Source organism: Burkholderia sp. Bp9099 (genome assembly GCF_003857805.1).
Classification (GTDB): Bacteria; Pseudomonadota; Gammaproteobacteria; order Burkholderiales; family Burkholderiaceae; genus Burkholderia.
Genome location: NZ_QTPU01000025.1, coordinates 1 through 19,853, shown reverse-complemented (window position 1 = coordinate 19,853; position 19,853 = coordinate 1). Strand labels below are relative to the sequence as shown.

The following is a 19,853-nucleotide window of genomic DNA, read 5'->3' as shown; positions in this document are numbered from 1 at the left end:
GCGGGATCAGGATTCGGTGCGCACGAGCTTGCGCAGTTGCCACGCGATGTAGACGAGCATGATCGCGAACAGCACGACCGCGATCGCGGCCGAATACCCTTCGCGGTAATACTTGATCGCCTGGTCATACATGAAATATGCGAGCACCGTCGAGCTGTCGAACGGGCCGCCGCCCGTCATCACCGAGATCAGGTCGAAGCTGCGCAGCGCACCGATCACGGTCAGCACGATCGCCATGAACGTCGCGGGCCGCAGCTGCGGCAGGATGATGTGCCACAGCAGCGTGAAGCCGCGCGCGCCCTCCATCCGCGCGGCCTCGACGATCTCGCCGTTCAGGCCGGTCAGCCCCGTGAGGTAGAGGATCATGCAGAACGGAATCTGCGGCCACAGCGCCGCGGCAATCACGCCGTAGGTCGCGTAGCGCGGATCGCCGAGCACCGGGATGCCGTGGCCGACGATCAGCTTCAGCAGGCCGAAGGTCGGGTCGTAGAACCACGAGAACACGAGCCCGACGACCACGCCCGGCAAGACGAACGGCGCGAAGAACAGCGATTTCACGAGGCGGATCCCGCGCACGTTCTGGTTCAGGTACAGCGCCAGCGCGAGCCCGAGCGGCGGCGCGGCGAGGAACAGCGCGAGCCACGCGAGGTTGTTCTTCAGCGCGACGTAGAACGTGTCGGATTGCACAAGTTCGCGGTAGTTGCCGAGACCGATGAACACGGGCGGCGTCATCCCGTCCCAGTCGTGAAAGCTGAGCCAGATGCTGCTGACGATCGGATACAGCACGAACACGCTGAACAGCGCGAGGCCGGGCAGCACGAACAGCAGCGCCGCGCGGGTGCGGCGACGCGCGAGCGATGCGCCGGTGCGCGGCCGGCGGCGCGCCCCTCGCGGCAATACGTTATCGGACAGGCTGAGTGACATCGGGGAACCCTCGGCGAAGCGGACGGAGCGGTATCGAGGGCCGGCGCAACCGGCCCGTTCGACGCGCGCTACTTCTTGTAGATGCGCTTGCGCGTCTGCTCGAGGCGCTGCAGGATCGCGTCGAGCTGCGTCGGGTCGGACAGGAACTGCTGCATCGCCTTCATCCCCTCGTCGGCCATTTCCTTCGTCATGTCGCGGTCGTAGAACTGCGCGATGCCGCCCGTCGTCGTCGCGAGCGTATGGAAGCCGATCTTCGAGATCGGATCCTGCGGCTCGGGAGCCTTGTTGTTCGACGGCAGCTGGCCCATGCCCTTCGAGAACTCGCCATTGATCGCGGGCTGCCCCATGAACGCGAGCAGGCGGCGGGCATCCGTCTTGTTGTGCGCCTTCGCCGGCACCACCAGCACGTTGACCGGGCCGTCCTCGGCCAGCGGCATCGATGCGTCGATCACCGGGAAGCGGAAGAAGCCTATCGGGTTGCGCGCCGCACTCAGCAGGCCCGCCGAGTACCAGGTGCCCATCAGCGTCATCGCGGCCTGGCCATTCACGATCAGCGGGCTCAGCGAATCGACGTCGTAGGACAACGCGTTGTCGATGAAGTACCTGTCGTCGATCAGCTTCTTCCATGCCGCATACACGGCGCGCACGCGCGGATCGGTATAGGCAACGTCGCCCGCCATCAGCTTCTGGTGGAACGCGTAGCCGTTGATCCGCAGGTCGAGATAGTCGAACCACGCGGCGAGCGTCCACGCGTCGCGCGCGGCCACCGCGATCGGCGCGATGCCGGCCGCCTTCAGCTTGCGGCACGCGTCGAGAAACTGCGCCCAGTCGGCAGGCTCGCCGTGAATGCCGGCCTTGTCGAACAGGTCCTTGCGGTAAAACAGGCCGTACGCGTCATAGCCGAGCGGCAGGCTGTAGACCTTGCCCCCGTAGGTCGACGACTGCTTCACGGCCGTATAGGTATCGTTCCAGCCGTTCCTCTGCCAGTCCGGCGTCAGGTCCTCGATCAGTCCGCGCTTCGCGAAATATGCGAGCCGCTCGCCGTTATTCCAGCTCACCACGTCAGGCGGATCGGTCGCGAGCCACCCGGACATCTGCACCTTGAACGCCTCCTCGCCGACGTAGCTGACCTTCAGGTCGATGTCGGGATTGGCCTTGCGGAACTGGTCGAACGCGTTCTGCCACGTCGCGCGCTGGTTGCCGCGCGCGGCGACGTTCACCTTCAGCGTGCCCGCATCGGCCGAGCCGGACGCGACGAGCGCGGCGACGGTCGTCAGGGCGAGCAGCAGTTTGCTCGGGCGAAATCTCATCGTTGTCTCCTGGTTTTTGCGTGGTATGCGCCGCGCGCGGGACGCGCGGGGAATCGGTGTGCCGCTACACGAACGTCGGCTCCGCGTGCACGGCCGGTAACGCCGTGCCGGCCTCGTCGAACAGGTGGCAGTGTTCGGCCGGCACCTGCAGCGCATGCCGCTCGCCGCGCCGCAGCGTGGTCTGCCCGGGCAGCTTCGCGAGCAGCGGCGTGCCGCCCGGCTGGTCGAGGTGGACATAGGCCGCCTCGCCGAGCTGCTCGACGAGTGCGACTTCGCGAACGATCGATGGCGCGTCCGGCGCGGCACCTGTACCCACCGCCAGGTGTTCCGGCCGAATGCCGAGGGTCAGCGGCATGCCTGCCGCCATGCCGCGCGGCAGCGCACGGCCTCGCAGCACCAGCCGCTCTCCCGTGCCGTCGAGCGCCAGCCGGCAGGCATCCGGATCGTTCGATGCAACGGTCGCCGGCAGGAAGTTCATTCGCGGCGAGCCGATGAATCCCGCGACGAAGCGGTTCGCCGGCCGGTGATACAGCTCGAGCGGTGCGCCCACCTGCGCGATGCTGCCGAAGCGCGCGACGTCGTCGCCAGCGTGCAGCAGCACGATCTTGTCGGCGAGCGTCATCGCCTCGATCTGGTCGTGCGTCACGTAGACCGAACTCGACTGCCCGAAGCGCGCGTGCAGGCGTGCAATCTCGACGCGGGTCTGGCCGCGCAGCGTCGCATCGAGGTTCGACAGCGGTTCGTCGAACAGGAACACGCGCGGCTCGCGCACGATCGCGCGGCCGATCGCGACGCGCTGCCGCTGGCCGCCCGACAGCGCCTTCGGCTTGCGATCGAGCAGCGATTCGAGTTGCAGCACGCGCGCGGCCTCGGTCACGCGCCGGCGGATTTCATCCTTCGGCACGCCGGCGATCCGCAGGCCGAAGCCGATGTTGTCGAACACCGTCATGTGCGGAAACAGCGCGTAGCTCTGAAATACCATCGCGACGCCGCGCTCGGCCGGCGGCGTGTCGTTCATCCGCTCGCCGCCGATGCACAGCTCGCCTTCGCTCACCTCCTCGAGCCCGGCGATCATGCGCAGCAACGTCGACTTGCCGCAGCCCGACGGCCCGAGGAACACACAGAATTCGTGTGACGCGATCTCCAGGTTCACGTCGCGCAGCACCGGCGCATGATCGCCGTAGCGCTTGGATACATCCTTCAATGAAATGGCGGTCATCGATGGTCTCCGTCGGCGTCACGCAGCAGGCTGCGCAAAATTTAAACGCTTAAATTTTTGTGGCGCCACGCGCCGGATTCGCCGTACCATGATGTCTCCTGTTCATCGGCGTCGATACGCCAGCGCGTGCTTCGCGCGCCCGGCCGCTGTCGAACCGTCGAATTGCCTGTTCGGGGTGTGTCGAGAAATTAGCGCACCGATTATCGCTGCGCAACTTGTGGGACGCTATCCCAATATATGCATCAGCATCCGTTTTCCCCGACCCTGCCGGCCTCGGCCGGCCATAGCCGATGGTGACGCTCGCCGAAGTCGCGCGCCGCGCGAACGTAACGGCCGCGACCGTCTCGAATGTGCTGCGCAACCCGCAGAAGGTCAAGACGTCGACGGTCGAGCGCGTGATGGCGGTCATCCGTGAGCTCGGCTACCGGCCGAACCTCACGGCCCGCGCACTGGCCGAAGGCCGCACGCCCACGCTCGCGCTGATGCTGTCGAACATCACGAACCCGTTCTATCCGGAGTTCGTGCTGGCAGCCGAGCGCGAGGCGCGCAAGCGCGGCTACTACCTGCTGGTCACGAACACCGACGACGATCCCGCGATCACTCGCAGTTACCTGGAACGCATTGCCGGCACGCTCGCAGCCGGCGCGATCGTGATGAACACCGATCTCGCCGAATCCGAGCTGGCCGACCTCGCGCGCCATGGCGCAGCCATCGTCCTGTGCATGTGGGAGCACGTGCCGGCGTCGCACACGCTGCCCTGCGTGACGGTCGACTTCGCGGCGGCCGGTGCGCTGGCTGCCACGCACCTGTCCGGGCTGCGGCACCGGCGCTTCGGCGCGCTCGTGGGCAAGGGCTCCGGCGGCCCGCAGTCGGTGCGGCTGCGCGGCTTCGTCGACGCGCTCGTGGCGCGCGGCCATCCCGAACGTGCGGTCACGACGCGGTCGACGCACGATTCGATCGAGGGCGGCTACGACGCCACCATAGCGCTGCTGCGCGCGCATCCGGATCTCACCGCGCTGTTCGCGACCAACGACCTGATGGCGATCGGTGCGCTGCAGGCGGCGGCCGACCTGGGCCGGCGCGTGCCCGACGACCTCTCGGTCGTCGGCATGACGGATATCCAGCTCGCGCACCAGTTCCGTCCCGCGCTGACGACGGTGCGGTTCCCGACGCCGCTGATCGCCGCGCATGCGATTGCCATGGCGCTCGAGATGATCGAGGGAGAACCGCCAAGCGAAAGCACGCGCGTGTGCGGCACACCGGAACTCGTGGTCAGGGAATCAACGGCCGTCGCACCGACGCGCCGCAAGGCGACATCGGCGCGACGCTCGAATTGAAGCTGTCGCGCCGGGCCCGTTCAGACTCTTCAGCCCATCGAGCGGTAGCCCGAGCAATCGGCGCTCACGTCGCGACCACCGCTGCTACAACCTGCCAGCGATCGATCCGGGCAGCTATGCCCGAAGCGCAATGAACCGAGGCACGGAAATCACGGTCGGGTGACGCCTTTCCCGGATCGCACGATTCGACTCGTGATCATGCTCTTTTGACAGGCGGCTTACGGCGTTCGCGCACCGGTACCGTTCCCTGTCGCGCCCTCGAGTCGTCTTTTTAATATACGACATCATATTTCTAAGGCGCAATTTTCACCTCTGCCCCTCGTGTTCAGCGCCCGTCTCGTTCTCTACAAGACAAACCCGGAAATTCTTCAAATTTCAACTGTACGTCAGTTATACAAGAAGATTACGGAATCCTTTTCATAGGGTAGTCACGTACGCGAAATTCGCATGTTCCGCGTATCATCATGACGACATATGACAATAGATGTCATACCACTATTGCCGTATCGACATCATCTAACAACCAGGATGGAGACAGCCGTGACCGCACCCGACCGCAACGGAAAACCCGACGACCTCAAGCAGAACACGGCGCACCGGGTTACCAGACGACATTTCCTCGGGTACTACGGCGTCATGATGGGCAGCGCCCTGCTCGGTGCGTGCGGTGGCGGCATCGACACGCCAGCCCCGACCGACACCCGCTCGCCGGGCGGCACCACCACGCCGACCGATCCGATCTGGGGGCCCAACGGCTCGGCAACCAACATCATCTCCTCGCTGAACGGAATCACGCAGTCGGCCTTCCGGGCCACGGATTTCCAGGTCGAGGCCTATGGCGCACAGCCCTGCTCCGTCATCGCCCAGACGAGCCCCTACACCGACGCGACCAAGTCGCCGCTGAGCCCCGGCGCGGGCGCGACCCAAGGTGCTGGCGCGTTCGATTCGCGTCCCGCCTTCCTGGCGGCGATCAGCGCATGCGCGGCGGCCGGCGGCGGCCGTGTCGTGGTACCAGCGGGAGCCTGGTATTGCGCCGGGCCGATCGTACTGCAGAGTAACGTCAACTTTCACCTTAGCGCGAACTGCACGATCTTCTTCAGCCCCAACCCGGCCGACTACGCCAAGGACGGCCCAATCAATTGCGGCGCGAACGGCAACCTCTTCTACAGTCGCTGGCAGGCCAACGACTGCCTGAATTTCGGTGCGCCCGTCTATGCGCGCAATGCCAGCAACATCGCGCTGACTGGCGAGGGCGCCACGTCGATCCTCAACGGCCAGGCAATGACACCGTTCGTCGGCTCCGGCAACACAGCCACCTGCTGGTGGACCTACAAGGGCACCACCGGCGCCTATGGCTGCGCGAGTTCCTCAACCCCTTCGCAGGCCTACGCCAACCCGAATAACGTCGACCTGAAGACGGCGGTGCCGGGCATCTCCGCATCGTTATATGCGCTGCTGACCAATCCTGCGACGCCCTGGCAGCAGGATCAGAACTATCTGCCTGCGCTGTCGGAAGCCGGCGTGCCGGTCGCACAGCGGATCTTCGGCCTGGGCCACTACCTGCGCCCCTGCATGGTCGAATTCATCGGCTGCACCAATGTGCTGATGGAGAACTACCACACGCAAAACACGCCGTTCTGGCAGCACCATCCGACTGCTTGTACCAATGTGGTGATCCGCGGCGTGATGGCCGATAGTATCGGCCCGAACAACGATGGTTTCGATCCCGATGCCTGCAACAACGTGCTGTGCGACGGCATGGTCTTCAACACCGGAGACGATTGCATCGCCATCAAGTCGGGCAAGGATCTCGATACCGAATACGGCTCGGCGCGCAACCACGTGGTGCAGAACTGCACGATGAACAGCGGCCACGGCGGCATCACGCTCGGCAGCGAGATGGGTGGCGGCGTCGAGAACATCTACGCACGCAACCTGACGATGCTGAACCAGTTCTGGGCGACCAACTCGCTGAATATCGCGATCCGCATCAAGACCAACATGAACCGGGGCGGTTTCGTCCGCAACTTCTACGTCAACGGCGTCACCCTTCCAAACGGCGCGAGCCTGACGGGCGGCGGCTACGGCAGCAAATTGCTGGTCGGGAGCCCGATCAACGGCACGGTGCCGCTCGGTGTAGCGACTGCGGCGGCAGGCAATCCTTCCGCGTCACAGGGCGGCCTGATCACCTTCGATTGCGACTACCAGCCGGCGAGTGACGCGATTCGAACGCGCCCGGCGCAGGTGCAGAACGTCAACATCGCCAATGTGACAGCCAGCAACGTCACCCTTGGCAGCAAAACCGGGTCGTGCTTCCAGGCGATCGTTGCACAGGGCCCCGTGGCCTTCGACTACAACGGCCCGGCGCCCACCCCAACGATTCCAGCCATTACCGGCGTCACGATCTCGAACTGTGACTTCGGCTCGCCTACCGCCGCCGGACCAGCCAGCGCTACCGTGCCTGGTCCGATCTACGCCTGGAACGTCAACGGCATCACTCTACAGAACGTCACGATCGCGGGCCAGCTCTACAACACCACCATCACCGACCTGCGCTGATCCGCACGGATTCGCGCAGGTCGGTTGTTCCGAGCAGCACCCGGGGTCCGCTCTGGACCCCGATCGATGTCGGCCGCCGACCGGCAGCAGTTCACTGTCCGCCTGCTGCCGCACACCGTCCGAACTAGGTTTCCCCCTCCTCCATTTGAAGACAAGGAAAAACCTGATGAAAGGGAAAATCAGCATCCGCGCGACACTGGCGCTGTCCACATTCGCGGCGCTCGCCGTGCCAGCAGCTGCCCAGGCCGAGACGTGCACGCCGCCATGGAGTAGCGTGCCGAGCACGAATACAACCAACCTGCAGAACGCCATCAAGCAGTGTTCCGGTAGCGGCACCAGCAGCAGCCCAGGCTTGGTCGACCTGACCAGCAACAACGGCATATCGACGGCAGTTATCACAAGCGTGAACCTTTCCAGCAACATCGTACTGAAGCTCGAGAAGGGCTTCACGCTGAAAGGTTCGCCGTCGCAACCCTCGAGCAGTGCGATGTTGGCAGGCAGCAATCTCAGCAACGTCACGATCACCGGCACCGGTGCGATCGATGGCGACGGACAGGACTATTGGCCGGCAGCAGTCGGTCAAAACAACACACCCCGGCCGAAGCTGATTGCCATCACCGGCTCGAATCTGCAGATCGGCTCGAACTTCACCGATGCCGGGAAATCGCAGTCGATCATCAGCCTTCCGAGTTCGACCAACGCCACCGACAACGCGCTGATCATTCGAAATTCGCCGAAAGAACAACTGGTGATCGAATCGGGCTCGAAGAACGTCACGATCGACGGCGTGTGGATCTACGCGAACCCGAAACGCAATTCCAGCGGCAACGATCTCGCACCGAACACCGACGCGATCGACATCATTGGCACCCAGACCGCCACGATCAAGAACTGCTTGCTCGATACCGGCGATGACGATATCGCCATTAAATCCAACGCGGGCGGTGCGGCCACATCGAACGTCAACATCAATCACTGCGTGGTCGGCGGCGGCCACGGCATCTCGATCGGCGGACAGGAAGCGGCAGGCACCACGCTCGCAAGCCCCGGTGTATCGCAGGTGACGGTCGACACCGTTCAATTCAGCGGCACCGACTATGGCTACCGGATCAAGACCGACCAGACTGCCAAGGATAGTGGCGCGACCACGGGCGTGACCTACCGGAACACTTGCATGCGCAACGTCCAGCAGCCGTTCCTGTTCACCTATACCTATGCGTCCGGTACCGGCGGCGCCCTGCCGATCATCGCGAATGTGAGCATCGACAACGTGATCGCTACCGCCACCAAGACCCAGGGCGCCATTGTCGGGCTCTCGAACAACCTGATGGGTGTGCCAAAATCGGGTGACACCGGGATCCGCATCACCAATAGCCAGATCAGTGGCGGCGGGGCCTTCTCGGTTACGGATGGCGAACTTCAGGTAGGCGACCATAGCAGCGTGACGACCTCGACCAGTTCGAACGGCACGGTGGTACCAATTACGGACAACGGTCCGACCTTGTCTTGCCCAAGCAGCATCACCATTCCGACGCAGATCTAAGAAACCCTAACAAAATGAACTGCGAGGGGCTGCTACCCCGTCGCTTACTCCGTGAACCTCTTCGTTGTTTCTCCGATGAGGAGGCCACGGCCAAACCTATACTCAATGTCGAACTGTGGCTACTCATCCAACCGCTGTTGCCACTACCGAGGCCGCGCCGGACGCGATACCCCGTCAGCAAGCCGCTCGACGATCGCGCCTTGCTGGCGGACCTCCTATTCGCGCTGCAGTCCGCTGCTCCCTGGGAAATGCTTCTTCAGGAAATGAGATGTGCTTCGGGCATGAGCTGCTGGCGCAGGCTGCGCGATCGGCAACGTGTCGATCGGCGAGACCACGAAGATGGCGTGACGGCATTACCTTGCGTCTTCAGTGCGATCAAAATCGTCACCTACATGCCATTCTTCTCGACGTGGTTGCCGAGCCAGCTCAACGGGTGTGCGGTATTCAAATTCTACGATTGCGCGCCTCTCCCGACGCTGTGCCGGACGACCGAAGTTGTCCGGCTCCGTAGCCGCATCCACCGCTTCCTTTACTTCACCTAGAGCCCCATGAACACGAAAACACTCATGCGTGCCGTTGCGGCGGCTGCGTTCGCGCTGGCCTCCTCGCTCGCGCACGCCGCGACGTATGCGTACGTATCGAACAGCGACAGCCGCGACATCTCGGTGTTCGGCGTCGACACGTCGACCGGCGCGCTGCGCGCGATCGAAACCGTGCCGGTCGACGGCACCGTGATGCCGATGGCGTTGTCGCCCGATCATCACCGGCTGTACGCGGCGCTGCGCTCGACGCCCTATCGCGTCATCAGCTTCGCGATCAATCCGCTCGACGGACGGTTGATCGAACTCGGCCGCTCGCCGCTCGCGGACAGCATGGCGTATGTGTCGACCGATGCGTCGGGCCGCTACCTGTTCTCCGCGTCGTATGGCGGCAACCTGCTCGCGGTCAACCGGGTCGGCGAGAACGGTGTCGCCGGCGACGTGCAGCAGACGATCACGACCGGCCCGATGGCGCATGCGATCCGCCAGTCGCCGGACGGTCGCTACGCGTTCGCGTCCGTGCTCGGCGCCGATGCGTGGCTGCGCTTGCCGTTCGATGCGTCGAACGGCAAGCTGACCGATGCTGCCGAACCCGCGTACCGGCTGCCGGCGAAGTCGGGCCCGCGCCATTTCGTGTTTTCGTCGAACGGGCGCTTCGCATACCTGATCGACGAGCTCGATGGCAAGCTGCACGTGATTGCGCTGTCGCAAGGCGGCGCCGATGCGCGGCCGATCCAGACCGTATCGATCCTGCCGCCGGATTTTCATGGCGACAAGCCGTGGGGCGCCGACCTGCACCTGACGCCGGACGGGACATTCCTCTACGCGTCGGAGCGTACGTCGAGCACGCTCGCGGCGTACCGTGTCGATGCAGTGTCGGGCAAGCTAGCGCGGATCGGCACGTTCGCGACCGAGCAGCAGCCGCGCGGCTTCGCGATCGATCCTTCGGGCGCGTATCTGCTCGCGGCCGGGCAACTGTCGCCGACGCTCGCGGTGTACCGGATCGACCGGCACACGGGCCATCTCGACGCGATCGGCAAGTATCCGGTCGGCAAGGGCGCGAACTGGGTCGAGATCGTCACGTACGACGGGACGAACTGATCTGCTTGCGACGGAACGGGTGGCATCGCACACGTGCCGCTCGCTTCGCAAGGTTCGCCCGCATGCGATGCCGGGTCCTGCATCGAAATTGCGCGCGATCGACTCAAGTTGAACAAGTCGCTGTCGTTAACCGACAAGGGATAACTTCGAGAGTCGATTCACCATGCGCGATCTGAAGGTAAAAAGCAGTTTGCTCGCCGTGCTGGCCGCGTTCGCCGCGATGATCATCGCCGGCGGCATCGTCGGGGTCGTTGCGCTCGGCAGCGCGAACACGAACGCGAAACGTCTGCACGCGATCGCGGCGCAGACGTCGCTCGTCAACGATGCGTACAAGGACAGCACCCGCACCCGATCGGCGCTCGTGCGCGCGTATTCGGCATTGAAGGAACACAACGACCCGGCGCAGCGCGACTCGGCATTGCAAAGCGCGCAGCGCACCTTCGACCTGTCGGCAAAGGAAACGCAGGCGTTCAAGGACGCCGCGCCGATCGGCAGCCTCGGTGCCGGCCTGAAGCAGGCGCTGGTCGAATCGTCGACGCATCTCGCGAGCGTGCTCGCCCGCGCGACCGACGCGCTGCGCAGCGGCGATACCGCCGCGTATGCCGAGATCAACGACAAGGAAATCACGCTCGCCGGCCAGGTGTATTCGGCGAACGTCGAGAAATTCCAGCGCACGGCCAACCAACTGGCGGAAGACACGATCGACGACGACAACGCCGCATACGCGCGCATCATCGCGATGGTCGGCCTCGGTGTCGCGCTGGCGCTCGCGCTGATCGCCGCGACGCACTTCGCGCTGCGCGCGATCGTGTCGCGGCCGCTCGCGAATGCAGCCGCGCTGCTCGACCGTATCGCATCGAACGATCTGACCGTGACGGTGCCCGATGCCGGCCGCAACGAAATCGGCCAGTTGTTCGCGGCGATGAAGCGGATGCAGGTCGGACTCGCCGCGACCGTCACCGGCATGCGCGACAGCAGCGACGCAATTCACACGGCGGCGCGCGAGATCGCCGCGGGCAATCTCGACCTGTCGAGCCGTACCGAGCAGCAGTCCGCCTCGCTCGAGGAGACGGCCGCAAGCATGGAAGAGCTGACGTCGACGGTACGCCAGAATGCGGACAACGCGCAGCAGGCGAGCACGCTCGCGGCGAGTGCGGCGGACCTCGCGCAGCACGGCGGCGAACTGGTCGGCCGCGCTGTCGACATGATGGGCGTGATCAACACGAGCTCGCAAAAGATCGCGGAGATCACCGGGATGATCGACGGCATCGCGTTCCAGACCAATATCCTCGCGCTCAACGCGGCGGTCGAGTCGGCGCGTGCGGGCGAGCACGGGCGCGGCTTCGCGGTCGTCGCGGGCGAGGTGCGCACGCTGGCCCAGCGCAGCGCGAGCGCCGCGCGCGAGATTCGGCAACTGATCGGCGCGTCGATCGACGATGTACGCGACGGCAATACGCTCGTGACGCAGGTCGGACAGTCGATGGACGAGATTGTGTCGTCGGTCCGGCGCGTGGCGACGATCATGACCGAGATCACGACGGCCACCGTCGAGCAGAGCGCGGGCATCGACCAGGTCGGCCAGGCGGTCACGCAGATGGACCAGATGACGCAGCAGAACGCGGCGCTCGTCGAACAGGCGAGTGCCGCCGCGACCGCGCTCGAGCATCAGGCCAGTTCGATGCAGGCCGCGATGTCAGCCTTCAGGATTCCGCGAGCGGCGTGAACGGGATGACACACCGTTCATATCAACGAAATCGGCGGGTATTCGTCCCGCGAAGCAAAGTCTAGCCGTCCTAGGCCAATGAAAACCCCTTGACGAGGCCGGACTCGAATTATCCTGCACAACCCCTTACTGTCATGCCGTTGAGTCGTTTCCGCTTGACCTGCCCCCCTCAATAAGGCCAAAGAGCTTCTAGCAAAGTCCCTTTAAACCGACTCCTAGAAAGCGGCAGGAGCATTCGCGGTTGCCCGATGTTTCGCCGCAAACTCTGACGGCCAAGGTAGTTCAGTGCGCTGTGCGGCCTTTGCTCGTTGTAGTTCTGACGCCATGCCGCGATGACAGCCCGAGCGTGCGCGAGTGTCGTGAACCAGTGCTCGCTAACGCATTCGTCGCGGAACTTGCCGTTGAACGATTCGATGTACGCATTCTGCGTCGGCTTGCCCGCCTGAATCAACTTCAGTGTGACGCCGTTCGCATAGGCCCACTGGTCAAGCGCGCGGCTCGTAAATTCGGGGCCCTGGTCCGTTCTCAGCGCCTTGGGATAGCCACGGAAGCGAGCTACACGGTCCAATGCCCGAGCGACATACAAACCTGAGATGCAATGGTCGTCGACGATGTCGACAGCCTCTTTCGTGAAGTCGTCGACGACGGTCAGGCACTTCACGCGCCGGCCGTTCAAAAGCGCATCCATTACGAAATCGATTGACCACACCTCGTTGGGCGCGCCCGGCAACGCCAGTTGCTCCCGCTCGATCATTACGCCGCGGCGCTTGCGACGGCGCCGCACAGCCAGTCCTGCCTCACGGTACAGACGATAGATGCGCTTGTCGTCTAATTGCTGTCAATAGGTCCTGCTCCTAGATAAGGTTCAGACCAGCCGTTTCCTTGTCGTCTTCGTGGTCGCTTTCGCGCCACAACGTGCCGTTAGATGGTCGCTACAACGTTCCGATGTGATTGCCGCGGTTTTTCCGCAAAGCGCGTCAAGGAATCGTTGCGGCGACGTAATCAGCCTGAATGAACCAGTGCGACAGTTGCACAAGCGAAGCGAGTTACGAGCGCAGGTACTCGATTATCCCGGGTTGAATTCCTTCCCCCTTCTCCACATTGAGAGTAATAGCGTGGCGAGTTTGCGCGCGGTTGCGACCAGCGCTTTGCGCAAGCCGATCCTGGGGATTAGTGATTGCGCCCAGTGTCGGAGTGCGCAGTCGCGCTTGTGACGCAGTATCAAGGCCGACGCCGCCTCGAACAGCATGTGTCTGGTGAGCCTGCAGCCTGTCTTGGATATTCCACCGTTGTGGTCCACCTCGCCTGATTGATACTTCTTTGGCGTCAGCCCGAGATAAGGGCCAATGTCGCCGACACGGCGGAGTCGTTCCGGATTGTCGACTGCAGCAGCAAATGCGACTGCCGTTGTCACGCCGACGCCCGGAACGGTCATCAGGCGTCGACAGACATCACTTGCGCGTGCAATTCGCTGGAGCGCGCGGTCGGTTTCGCGAACTTGCCCGTCAATATGCCTCCAACTGTCGAGCAGGATACCGATCACCCCGCGGATCAGTGATGTCGATGGCGTACACTCTTCGACGAGCCTCTCGAAAGTGCTACGTGTTCCTGGAGGCAGCACAACGCCGAAGGTTTTGAGCACACCCCGGATCTGGTTGTACAAGCTGGTGCGCATACTGATCAGTTGGCTACGCGCGCCGAGGAGTAGTCGGACTTCATGGCTGGCAATACTCTTGTGATTTCGACCGCGCGATACCAGCCACTACGCGTGAGTTGCGCGATGCCATAAGCGTCGTTGCTATCGGTCTTGTTTAGCTGCGTTGCGAGCGCGGCATGGACATGGCGAGCATGAATGCAATCGACAGAAACATTCCTTTCGCGCAACCCGTGATAGAACCACACCGCAAGCGGCCCCGTTTCCATACCAACGCGTTTGGTTTCAGGAGCCTGCTGCTTGATAGTGTCGGCGATGGCCTCAGGATTCGAAGCTACAGTTCCACGCCAGACCACGCTGCCGTCCCTGTCCACTACGCATACCGCTGTCGCCTTCTGCGAGACATCGAGACCCACATACGTTTCCATGGCAACCTCCACCGTTAGCCGGAGAGGCAATTACAGCATGTGATTGGCGTGCGTGCCTTCGCGTTCCACCAGGGTGTGCAGTCGGCGGTTGTCGCCGCCCCGAAGACGGGGCCGCCCGAGCTCCTGATCGAACTCTATTTCGCCGGCGAAGGGGTCGATGAATCAAGGGTAACGGCAATTCGCGAAAGGACCAGGACGTCGCGGGTACCAGGTTCTAAGTGCATCTCGACGAGCAATATCGCGAGAGTATGAGCAGTTCCTCAAGAATGGCGTCACTGGCCTCCGGGTCGAGTACTACGAATCACCGTCGAATCTTTCGCGCGAAAGGCGCTCGCCGCGCGTGGCATCTCGTTGTCGGCCGCATTCATCGAATCCTCGAGCACACGATATCAAAACGGCTCCGACGCTTGCGCACGACGTTGGATCAAGGGATCTGTCGCCTGGCACGAACTCTGATGGTCGTTTGAGGAGAGCGCGGTCAACTGGCTTCCACCTCACGGTCGAGAGTGCTGATGGCAAACCGAAGTCGTCCATCAGCGTTCCAAAAAAGCTGCGTTGTCCGGCTTTTACGCGACTTGACTGACAACACTGTCAGCGATCTGTGCGTCTTGCACGGCGACGCCGGTCAGGTCCGCAATAGTGATCTGAGCAGCGTTCGAGTCGTCGCGCGCGCGCCCGGATTTCGCGAGTACGTCGCCGAGTTCTCGCAACGCATCCTGCTGGATCAATCCAGCGGACAACGCGTGCGAGATTTCCCCGTACTTGCTGCATTGCTCGATCGAATCGACAACGATCACGCTTGCGCGTGCGACGATCTGCGGATCCAGTTCTTGCTTCCCGTGTCCGTCTGCGCCAACCGCAGTGATGTGCGTGCCGTCGGAGATCCATTCGGACTTCAGCAGGGCTTCGCGCGAAGGCGTTGCCGTAACGATCAGGTTAGCGTTTCGTGCAACCAGTTCCGGAGTGCTGTGCAAGTGCACGTTGAACCCCTGTACGGACATGTCCTCCGCAAACCGGGCGGCTTGATCAGCGTCGGGTCCCCAAGCGTGAACCTCGCGGCAAGTCGTAATCGGCTTCAGGTACTCAAGTTGGAACCTTGCCTGGTCCCCCGTACCGATGATGCCGATACCGCGCACTTCCCACGGCGCCAGTACGCGCGCGGCAAGCTGGCCGGCGATCGCCGTGCGTACCGAAGTCAGCCACCCGCCATCCTGCAGCAAGCCGACAGGTTCTCCGGTTTTGGCGGAGAAGATCATCACGAGGCCGCTGTTGGTGGGCAAGCCCACTGCAGGGTTGTTGTAGAAGCCTGCCGACACCTTGACGGCGAAGGTGTCTGCGCCGTCGACGTATGCGGACTTGACGCAGCAATCGCCATTGGCTGCTTCAAAGAAGAAGTTCTGAATCGGCGGTACGAGCACCGCTTTGCGCGAGTAAGCGATGAACCCCTTCTCGATCATGCGAACCGCACGGTCAGCGTCGAATCGCGCGATGATTTCTTCTTTGTTCCAGATCTTCATTTGACGGCCTCGATGAATTTTTCCAGCATGATGTTTCGACCGCAAAGGACAACCGCCACTGCACTTCCTTGATACTCGGGCGCGAGCTTCAGCATCGATGCCAAAGCGACGCCTGCCGCGCCCTCCACCATCCAGCGGTCGGTCTGCGCGACCAACTTCATTGCCGCTTTGATTTCTTCCTCGGTCACGAGACTGGTGTCCGTGATGACTTCCCGGCTGATGTCGAACGTGATGCTGTCCGGCTCTATCCCGCCAGCCGTACCATCCGAGATCGTGTCGAGTTCGTCGCTCTCGACAATTTTCCCGGCCTGCAGGGAGCTGTAGAGTGCTGTCGAATTTTTCGGCCAGCATCCCACCACTGCAGCTTTCGGAATCAGGCGCCGAATTACCGTGCCCACGCCGGAGATCAGGCCGCCCCCACCCACCGATGCAAACACTGCCGCGATATCCACGCTCTCGTCGCGGGCTTGCTCATGAATCTCGATGCCAACCGTGCCTTGGCCTGCGATGACGTCGATATCGTTGTAAGGGGATACAAACTTCATCCCTTTCAGTTGCGCCTGGCGGGCCGCTTCCAGTTCGACGCCAAGATTCGTGTCATCGAGGGTGATGACCTCCGCGCCGAGTGCGCGAATGGCGTCGAGCTTAACGGGCGATGCCGTGCTTGCTGCGTAGACCGTCACCGGCACGCCTGCAAGCTTTCCCGCCAACGCCACACCCTGACCATGGTTCCCACTCGACACGGTGAGAACACCATTGCGGCGCGTCTCGTTGTCGAGCAGTCGCACCTTGTTCGTCGCTCCGCGAAACTTGAACGAGCCGGTATGCTGAAGGTGATCGCACTTCAGATACACCTGACATCCGGTCAGTTTCGACAACATGGGACTGAACGACAGCGGCGTGACTGCCACCTGCGGACGAATCGCGAGATGCGCTTCTTCGATCCTGTCAAACAAATCTTCCGTCACCCTTCACCTCTCAATTCTTTCAGGTAGTTAAAAATCGTTGCGCGTCCAAGTGCGAGCACCTTCGCGACATAGTTCGCTGCACTCTTGCCGTTGAACGCGCCTTCTGCATACAGCGCTGCAACGAGTTCCCGTTTGTGCTCCCGAGTAAGCATCGACAACGCGAGCTTGCGATCGTGCAGCCAGTGATCAAGGAAGACGTTCACTCGGTCCTGCCAATCGTCACGGAACAGCTTCTCTGGCTGCGGCTGCAACACCGCGCTCGATACCAACAATTCAAGTGCCTGCTTCGCCTGGTCGAGTGCCGCCAGATGGAAGTTGATGCACATGACGCCGATGGGCTCGCCTGCTTCAGTCCGTAGTACGGCGCTAATCGATCGAACCTTGCGACCGTCCCAGCCTAGCTTTTCGTATGGCCCGATCACGTTCTCTTGCGCGTCAAAGCCGATTTCCTCAAGTGCCGAATCGTCACCGATCTCCCGCTTTGACAGATTGTTCGCGACATGTACAACTGTTTGCGTCGCCAAGTCGTGGAGCACGACCTCCGTATAGGGGGGGAAAAGCTGTGCAATGGCATCGGCAACCGCGCGATGTGGGGCGAGTTGCCCCATCCCTGCCTGTCGCCTCCCGCCCCTCGTTGCGCCGGTCTTCTCCCGCTCGCTCGCTTTACCAGTAAAACCGCCTGCCGAAGTTTGTGCTCTGCTCATGTCCGTGTGTCCGAATCTATGTGGACCCGACGCAGCGCACGGTTGTCGACTTTCAGTGCACGGCCAGATCCACGGTGAAGTACTTTTTCAGAAGCTGCTGGTAGGTGCCGTTGCGTTTGAGCTCAGCAAATGCACCATTGAGCGCTTCACGAAGTTCGTTGTCGCCCTTGCGCACGGCAAGGCCAACGCCCGTCCCGATGATTTTCGCATCATTGACGGGACTGCCAGCGAATGCGAAGTCTTTGCCGTTGGGATGGTTCAAGAATCCGAGACTGGCGGCCGTTGCGTCCACGAACGTCGTGTCGATACGACCCGAGACGAGGTCCGCATATGCGTTGTCTTGCGTCTGATAGCTCACAACATTGACATTCTTCAGCGCCCACATCTGCTTGGCATACTGCTCCTGAATCGAGCCCTGCAGGACGCCAACGCTGTGTCCGGCAAGCGATTCAGGCGTCGGCAGGAGCTTGCTCCCCTTGTGAGCGACGAGCTGCGCGGGTGTCCGGTACATCGGCACCGTGAAATCGACCTGTTCGGCACGCTTGGCGTTGATATTCATTGCGGAGTCGATCGCATCGAACTTGCGCGCCTGCAACGCAGGGATAAGGCCATCGAAGGCGTTCTCAACCCACACGCACTTGGCCTTCAGTTGCGCGCAAAGCGCATTTCCAAGGTCGATGTCGAAACCTTGCAGTTGTCCCGACGTCGCCTTCGATTCGAACGGAGGATAGGCCGCTTCAACACCGAACCGAATGGTCGTGATCTCTTTCGCGCTCGCTTGCACCCCAAACGCCATCATTGCCGACATCGCCACTGCGTAGACTGCTCGAACTCCGTGCGTCCTCATTGCTATCTCCTCTGACAGGTTTGGCTTCACGAAACGTTCGACACCGCGGACGCTTGGCGCACTCGGAACAGCTTCCGCATGCCTGGCGACCTTGCCGTCGCCACTGTTTGATTGTGGTGTACTTTTTAGTCTAAACTAGATTTCACGATCCAACAAGGCGAACGAGCTACATGCAAACCATCCCGTGATCACGGCCAATAATGGGGTCGGGTCGTTGCGTAGCCGTTGTCGTTTGAAGAACGAATATCGAACTCGATCAGAGGTGCCCCCATGACTCGACTGAACATTGACTGGCAACGCGATGGCCGCCAGGTCTCCTACTTGGAACTGCCAAGTTCCACCAACACGAGCGCGTGGCAAAATCTGCGCATTCCGGCTTTCTTCCTTCGGCAGGGGACCGGACCGACAACTCTGTTGCTCGGTGGGAGTCATGGTGACGAGTACGAAGGTCAGATTGCGCTGTCGAAGCTTGCTCACATGCTCAATCCGCGGGAGATCTCGGGCTCAATCCTTATCGTCCCTTCGTTGAATCTGCCCGCGGCGCTGGCGGGAACCCGGCTGTCGCCGGTGGACGGTTGCAACTTGAATCGGGAATTTCCCGGGAATGCACGAGGGTCGGTCACACAGCGCCTTGCACATTTCCTCTCGTACGAGATCGTTCCACGTGTTGATCACGTAGTTGACCTCCATTCGGGCGGTCGAACGTTACGTTTTCATCCGTGCATGTTCGTTCACGAGCAATCAGACGAATCACGCACGGCCGCATGTGTTGCCGCGGCACGAAGTTTTGGGGCTCCCTTCACGGTCCTTTTGCGTGAAGACCATGCTGACGTAATGATCGACGATGTCGTCGAGAGAGCCGGAAAGCTCATGCTTGCTAGCGAACTGGGTGGCAGTGCGCTGGTCGTGCCCGAGACAGTTGATCTGACATACGACGGCCTGCATCGACTGTTGCGACACCTTGGTCACCTCCCGCAGGCGAGCGAGAACCAGGGGCCCGCTCCGGTCTCGCGGGTCTTGTACGTACCAGGGCCGGAATTCACACTACTGGCCGACGATACGACGCTCTTCGAACCGCGAGTCGCCCTAGGTGAATCGGTTCGGAAGGGAGACGTTCTAGGTGTTCATCACTACATCGAGCGTACAACGCCACCCGTACCGGTTCGTTCACCTGAAAGCGGCGTGTTACTTTGCCTGAACGGTCAGGCACTTGTCCGGCGCGACGACACAATCGCGATGATTGCCGTGCCCTATGCACAGTGAGCGACTGCCGAATTAGCAAATCGCAACTGAAAGATGATCGATGCCATCCTACAAACCAAAGAAGTCAGCCAAAGATCTGCGCTCTCTTGAGCGTACTCCACTGCTTCGCGGAGAATTTCCACTTCCATCGTTTTCTTTCCCTGGACCGGCCAGCCTTTCGTAGACATCTTCGAGCCATAATTTACGGCAACCGAGGAGGTCAGTATGAGCGGCAAGC

Annotated in this window: 16 protein-coding genes and 2 pseudogenes; 7 read left to right on the top strand and 11 right to left on the bottom strand. The window is 62.1% G+C overall.

Annotated features, from left to right (window positions below):
• Window positions 1–6: 6 nt before the first annotated feature.
• From DIE17_RS26775 to DIE17_RS26765, 3 genes are all read right to left on the bottom strand, one after another.
• Window positions 7–924 (bottom strand): carbohydrate ABC transporter permease, encoded by a 918-nt coding sequence (locus tag DIE17_RS26775; protein ID WP_124488352.1) that lies wholly within the window; start codon window positions 922–924, stop codon window positions 7–9.
• Between the two features lie 68 nt (window positions 925–992).
• The gene (locus DIE17_RS26770) at window positions 993–2,234 is read right to left on the bottom strand and encodes an ABC transporter substrate-binding protein (protein WP_124488351.1); all 1,242 of its coding nucleotides are present in this window, start codon (window positions 2,232–2,234) and stop codon (window positions 993–995) included.
• 64 nt (window positions 2,235–2,298) lie between these two features.
• The gene (locus DIE17_RS26765; protein WP_124488350.1) at window positions 2,299–3,453 is read right to left on the bottom strand and encodes an ABC transporter ATP-binding protein; all 1,155 of its coding nucleotides are present in this window, start codon (window positions 3,451–3,453) and stop codon (window positions 2,299–2,301) included.
• Window positions 3,454–3,743: 290 nt separating this feature from the next.
• Between DIE17_RS26765 and DIE17_RS26760 the strand changes: the two genes are divergently transcribed.
• The 6 genes and pseudogenes from DIE17_RS26760 to DIE17_RS26735 all read left to right on the top strand — a co-directional run bounded on the left by DIE17_RS26760 (window position 3,744) and on the right by DIE17_RS26735 (window position 12,255).
• Window positions 3,744–4,790 carry a LacI family DNA-binding transcriptional regulator gene (locus DIE17_RS26760; RefSeq protein WP_124488349.1) on the top strand — a complete coding sequence of 349 codons (1,047 nt, stop codon included), beginning with the start codon at window positions 3,744–3,746 and terminating at the stop codon, window positions 4,788–4,790.
• 636 nt (window positions 4,791–5,426) lie between these two features.
• Window positions 5,427–7,349: a glycoside hydrolase family 28 protein gene (locus DIE17_RS26755; protein ID WP_260430307.1), complete on the top strand. Its 1,923-nt coding sequence runs from the start codon at window positions 5,427–5,429 to the stop codon at window positions 7,347–7,349.
• Window positions 7,350–7,515: 166 nt separating this feature from the next.
• On the top strand, window positions 7,516–8,892 hold the full coding sequence (locus tag DIE17_RS26750) for a glycoside hydrolase family 28 protein (RefSeq protein ID WP_059620076.1): 1,377 nt from the start codon (window positions 7,516–7,518) through the stop codon (window positions 8,890–8,892).
• A gap of 29 nt (window positions 8,893–8,921) precedes the next feature.
• Window positions 8,922–9,206, top strand: a pseudogene (locus tag DIE17_RS38065) (transposase); the annotation flags it as partial.
• Between the two features lie 234 nt (window positions 9,207–9,440).
• Window positions 9,441–10,532 carry a lactonase family protein gene (locus tag DIE17_RS26740; RefSeq protein ID WP_124488346.1) on the top strand — a complete coding sequence of 364 codons (1,092 nt, stop codon included), beginning with the start codon at window positions 9,441–9,443 and terminating at the stop codon, window positions 10,530–10,532.
• Window positions 10,533–10,695: 163 nt separating this feature from the next.
• Window positions 10,696–12,255: a methyl-accepting chemotaxis protein gene (locus DIE17_RS26735; protein WP_124488345.1), complete on the top strand. Its 1,560-nt coding sequence runs from the start codon at window positions 10,696–10,698 to the stop codon at window positions 12,253–12,255.
• Between the two features lie 215 nt (window positions 12,256–12,470).
• Here DIE17_RS26735 and DIE17_RS26730 read toward each other — a convergent pair.
• The 7 genes and pseudogenes from DIE17_RS26730 to DIE17_RS26700 all read right to left on the bottom strand — a co-directional run.
• Window positions 12,471–13,087: pseudogene (locus DIE17_RS26730) on the bottom strand (IS3 family transposase); the annotation flags it as partial.
• A gap of 234 nt (window positions 13,088–13,321) precedes the next feature.
• The gene (locus DIE17_RS26725; protein ID WP_260430306.1) at window positions 13,322–13,936 is read right to left on the bottom strand and encodes an IS110 family transposase; all 615 of its coding nucleotides are present in this window, start codon (window positions 13,934–13,936) and stop codon (window positions 13,322–13,324) included.
• On the bottom strand, window positions 13,936–14,337 hold the full coding sequence (locus DIE17_RS26720; RefSeq protein ID WP_124488343.1) for a transposase: 402 nt from the start codon (window positions 14,335–14,337) through the stop codon (window positions 13,936–13,938). Before DIE17_RS26720 ends, DIE17_RS26725 begins: the two co-directional genes overlap by 1 nt.
• A gap of 566 nt (window positions 14,338–14,903) precedes the next feature.
• On the bottom strand, window positions 14,904–15,854 hold the full coding sequence (locus tag DIE17_RS26715) for an ornithine cyclodeaminase family protein (RefSeq protein WP_124488342.1): 951 nt from the start codon (window positions 15,852–15,854) through the stop codon (window positions 14,904–14,906).
• Entirely contained in the window at window positions 15,851–16,822 is a 972-nt protein-coding gene (locus tag DIE17_RS26710; protein ID WP_124488341.1) for a threonine/serine dehydratase, read from the bottom strand. Before DIE17_RS26710 ends, DIE17_RS26715 begins: the two co-directional genes overlap by 4 nt.
• The gene (locus DIE17_RS26705; protein WP_409364591.1) at window positions 16,819–17,526 is read right to left on the bottom strand and encodes a transcriptional regulator; all 708 of its coding nucleotides are present in this window, start codon (window positions 17,524–17,526) and stop codon (window positions 16,819–16,821) included. The genes DIE17_RS26710 and DIE17_RS26705 overlap by 4 nt, the downstream gene beginning before the upstream one ends.
• Before the next feature lie 52 nt (window positions 17,527–17,578).
• Window positions 17,579–18,373 carry an ABC transporter substrate-binding protein gene (locus DIE17_RS26700; RefSeq protein WP_124488340.1) on the bottom strand — a complete coding sequence of 265 codons (795 nt, stop codon included), beginning with the start codon at window positions 18,371–18,373 and terminating at the stop codon, window positions 17,579–17,581.
• Between the two features lie 270 nt (window positions 18,374–18,643).
• Between DIE17_RS26700 and DIE17_RS26695 the strand changes: the two genes are divergently transcribed.
• Entirely contained in the window at window positions 18,644–19,636 is a 993-nt protein-coding gene (locus DIE17_RS26695; RefSeq protein ID WP_124488339.1) for a succinylglutamate desuccinylase/aspartoacylase family protein, read from the top strand.
• On the opposite strand, the gene DIE17_RS37735 is transcribed toward DIE17_RS26695, so the two are convergent.
• On the bottom strand, window positions 19,624–19,853 hold a 230-nt coding region (locus tag DIE17_RS37735; protein ID WP_221624855.1), incomplete at its 5' end, for a hypothetical protein. The two genes, DIE17_RS26695 and DIE17_RS37735, sit on opposite strands and share 13 nt — an antisense overlap.

Excerpts from the sequence above, each read along its gene's own strand:
- DIE17_RS26775 (WP_124488352.1), bottom strand. The coding sequence starts at position 924 with ATGTCACTCAGCCTGTCCGATAACGTATTGCCGCGAGGGGCGCGCCGC.
- DIE17_RS26770 (WP_124488351.1), bottom strand. The coding sequence starts at position 2,234 with ATGAGATTTCGCCCGAGCAAACTGCTGCTCGCCCTGACGACCGTCGCC.
- DIE17_RS26765 (WP_124488350.1), bottom strand. The coding sequence starts at position 3,453 with ATGACCGCCATTTCATTGAAGGATGTATCCAAGCGCTACGGCGATCAT.
- DIE17_RS26760 (WP_124488349.1), top strand. The coding sequence starts at position 3,744 with ATGGTGACGCTCGCCGAAGTCGCGCGCCGCGCGAACGTAACGGCCGCG.
- DIE17_RS26755 (WP_260430307.1), top strand. The coding sequence starts at position 5,427 with ATGATGGGCAGCGCCCTGCTCGGTGCGTGCGGTGGCGGCATCGACACG.
- DIE17_RS26750 (WP_059620076.1), top strand. The coding sequence starts at position 7,516 with ATGAAAGGGAAAATCAGCATCCGCGCGACACTGGCGCTGTCCACATTC.
- DIE17_RS26740 (WP_124488346.1), top strand. The coding sequence starts at position 9,441 with ATGAACACGAAAACACTCATGCGTGCCGTTGCGGCGGCTGCGTTCGCG.
- DIE17_RS26735 (WP_124488345.1), top strand. The coding sequence starts at position 10,696 with ATGCGCGATCTGAAGGTAAAAAGCAGTTTGCTCGCCGTGCTGGCCGCG.
- DIE17_RS26720 (WP_124488343.1), bottom strand. The coding sequence starts at position 14,337 with ATGGAAACGTATGTGGGTCTCGATGTCTCGCAGAAGGCGACAGCGGTA.
- DIE17_RS26715 (WP_124488342.1), bottom strand. The coding sequence starts at position 15,854 with ATGAAGATCTGGAACAAAGAAGAAATCATCGCGCGATTCGACGCTGAC.
- DIE17_RS26705 (WP_409364591.1), bottom strand. The coding sequence starts at position 17,526 with ATGAGCAGAGCACAAACTTCGGCAGGCGGTTTTACTGGTAAAGCGAGC.
- DIE17_RS26700 (WP_124488340.1), bottom strand. The coding sequence starts at position 18,373 with ATGAGGACGCACGGAGTTCGAGCAGTCTACGCAGTGGCGATGTCGGCA.
- DIE17_RS26695 (WP_124488339.1), top strand. The coding sequence starts at position 18,644 with ATGACTCGACTGAACATTGACTGGCAACGCGATGGCCGCCAGGTCTCC.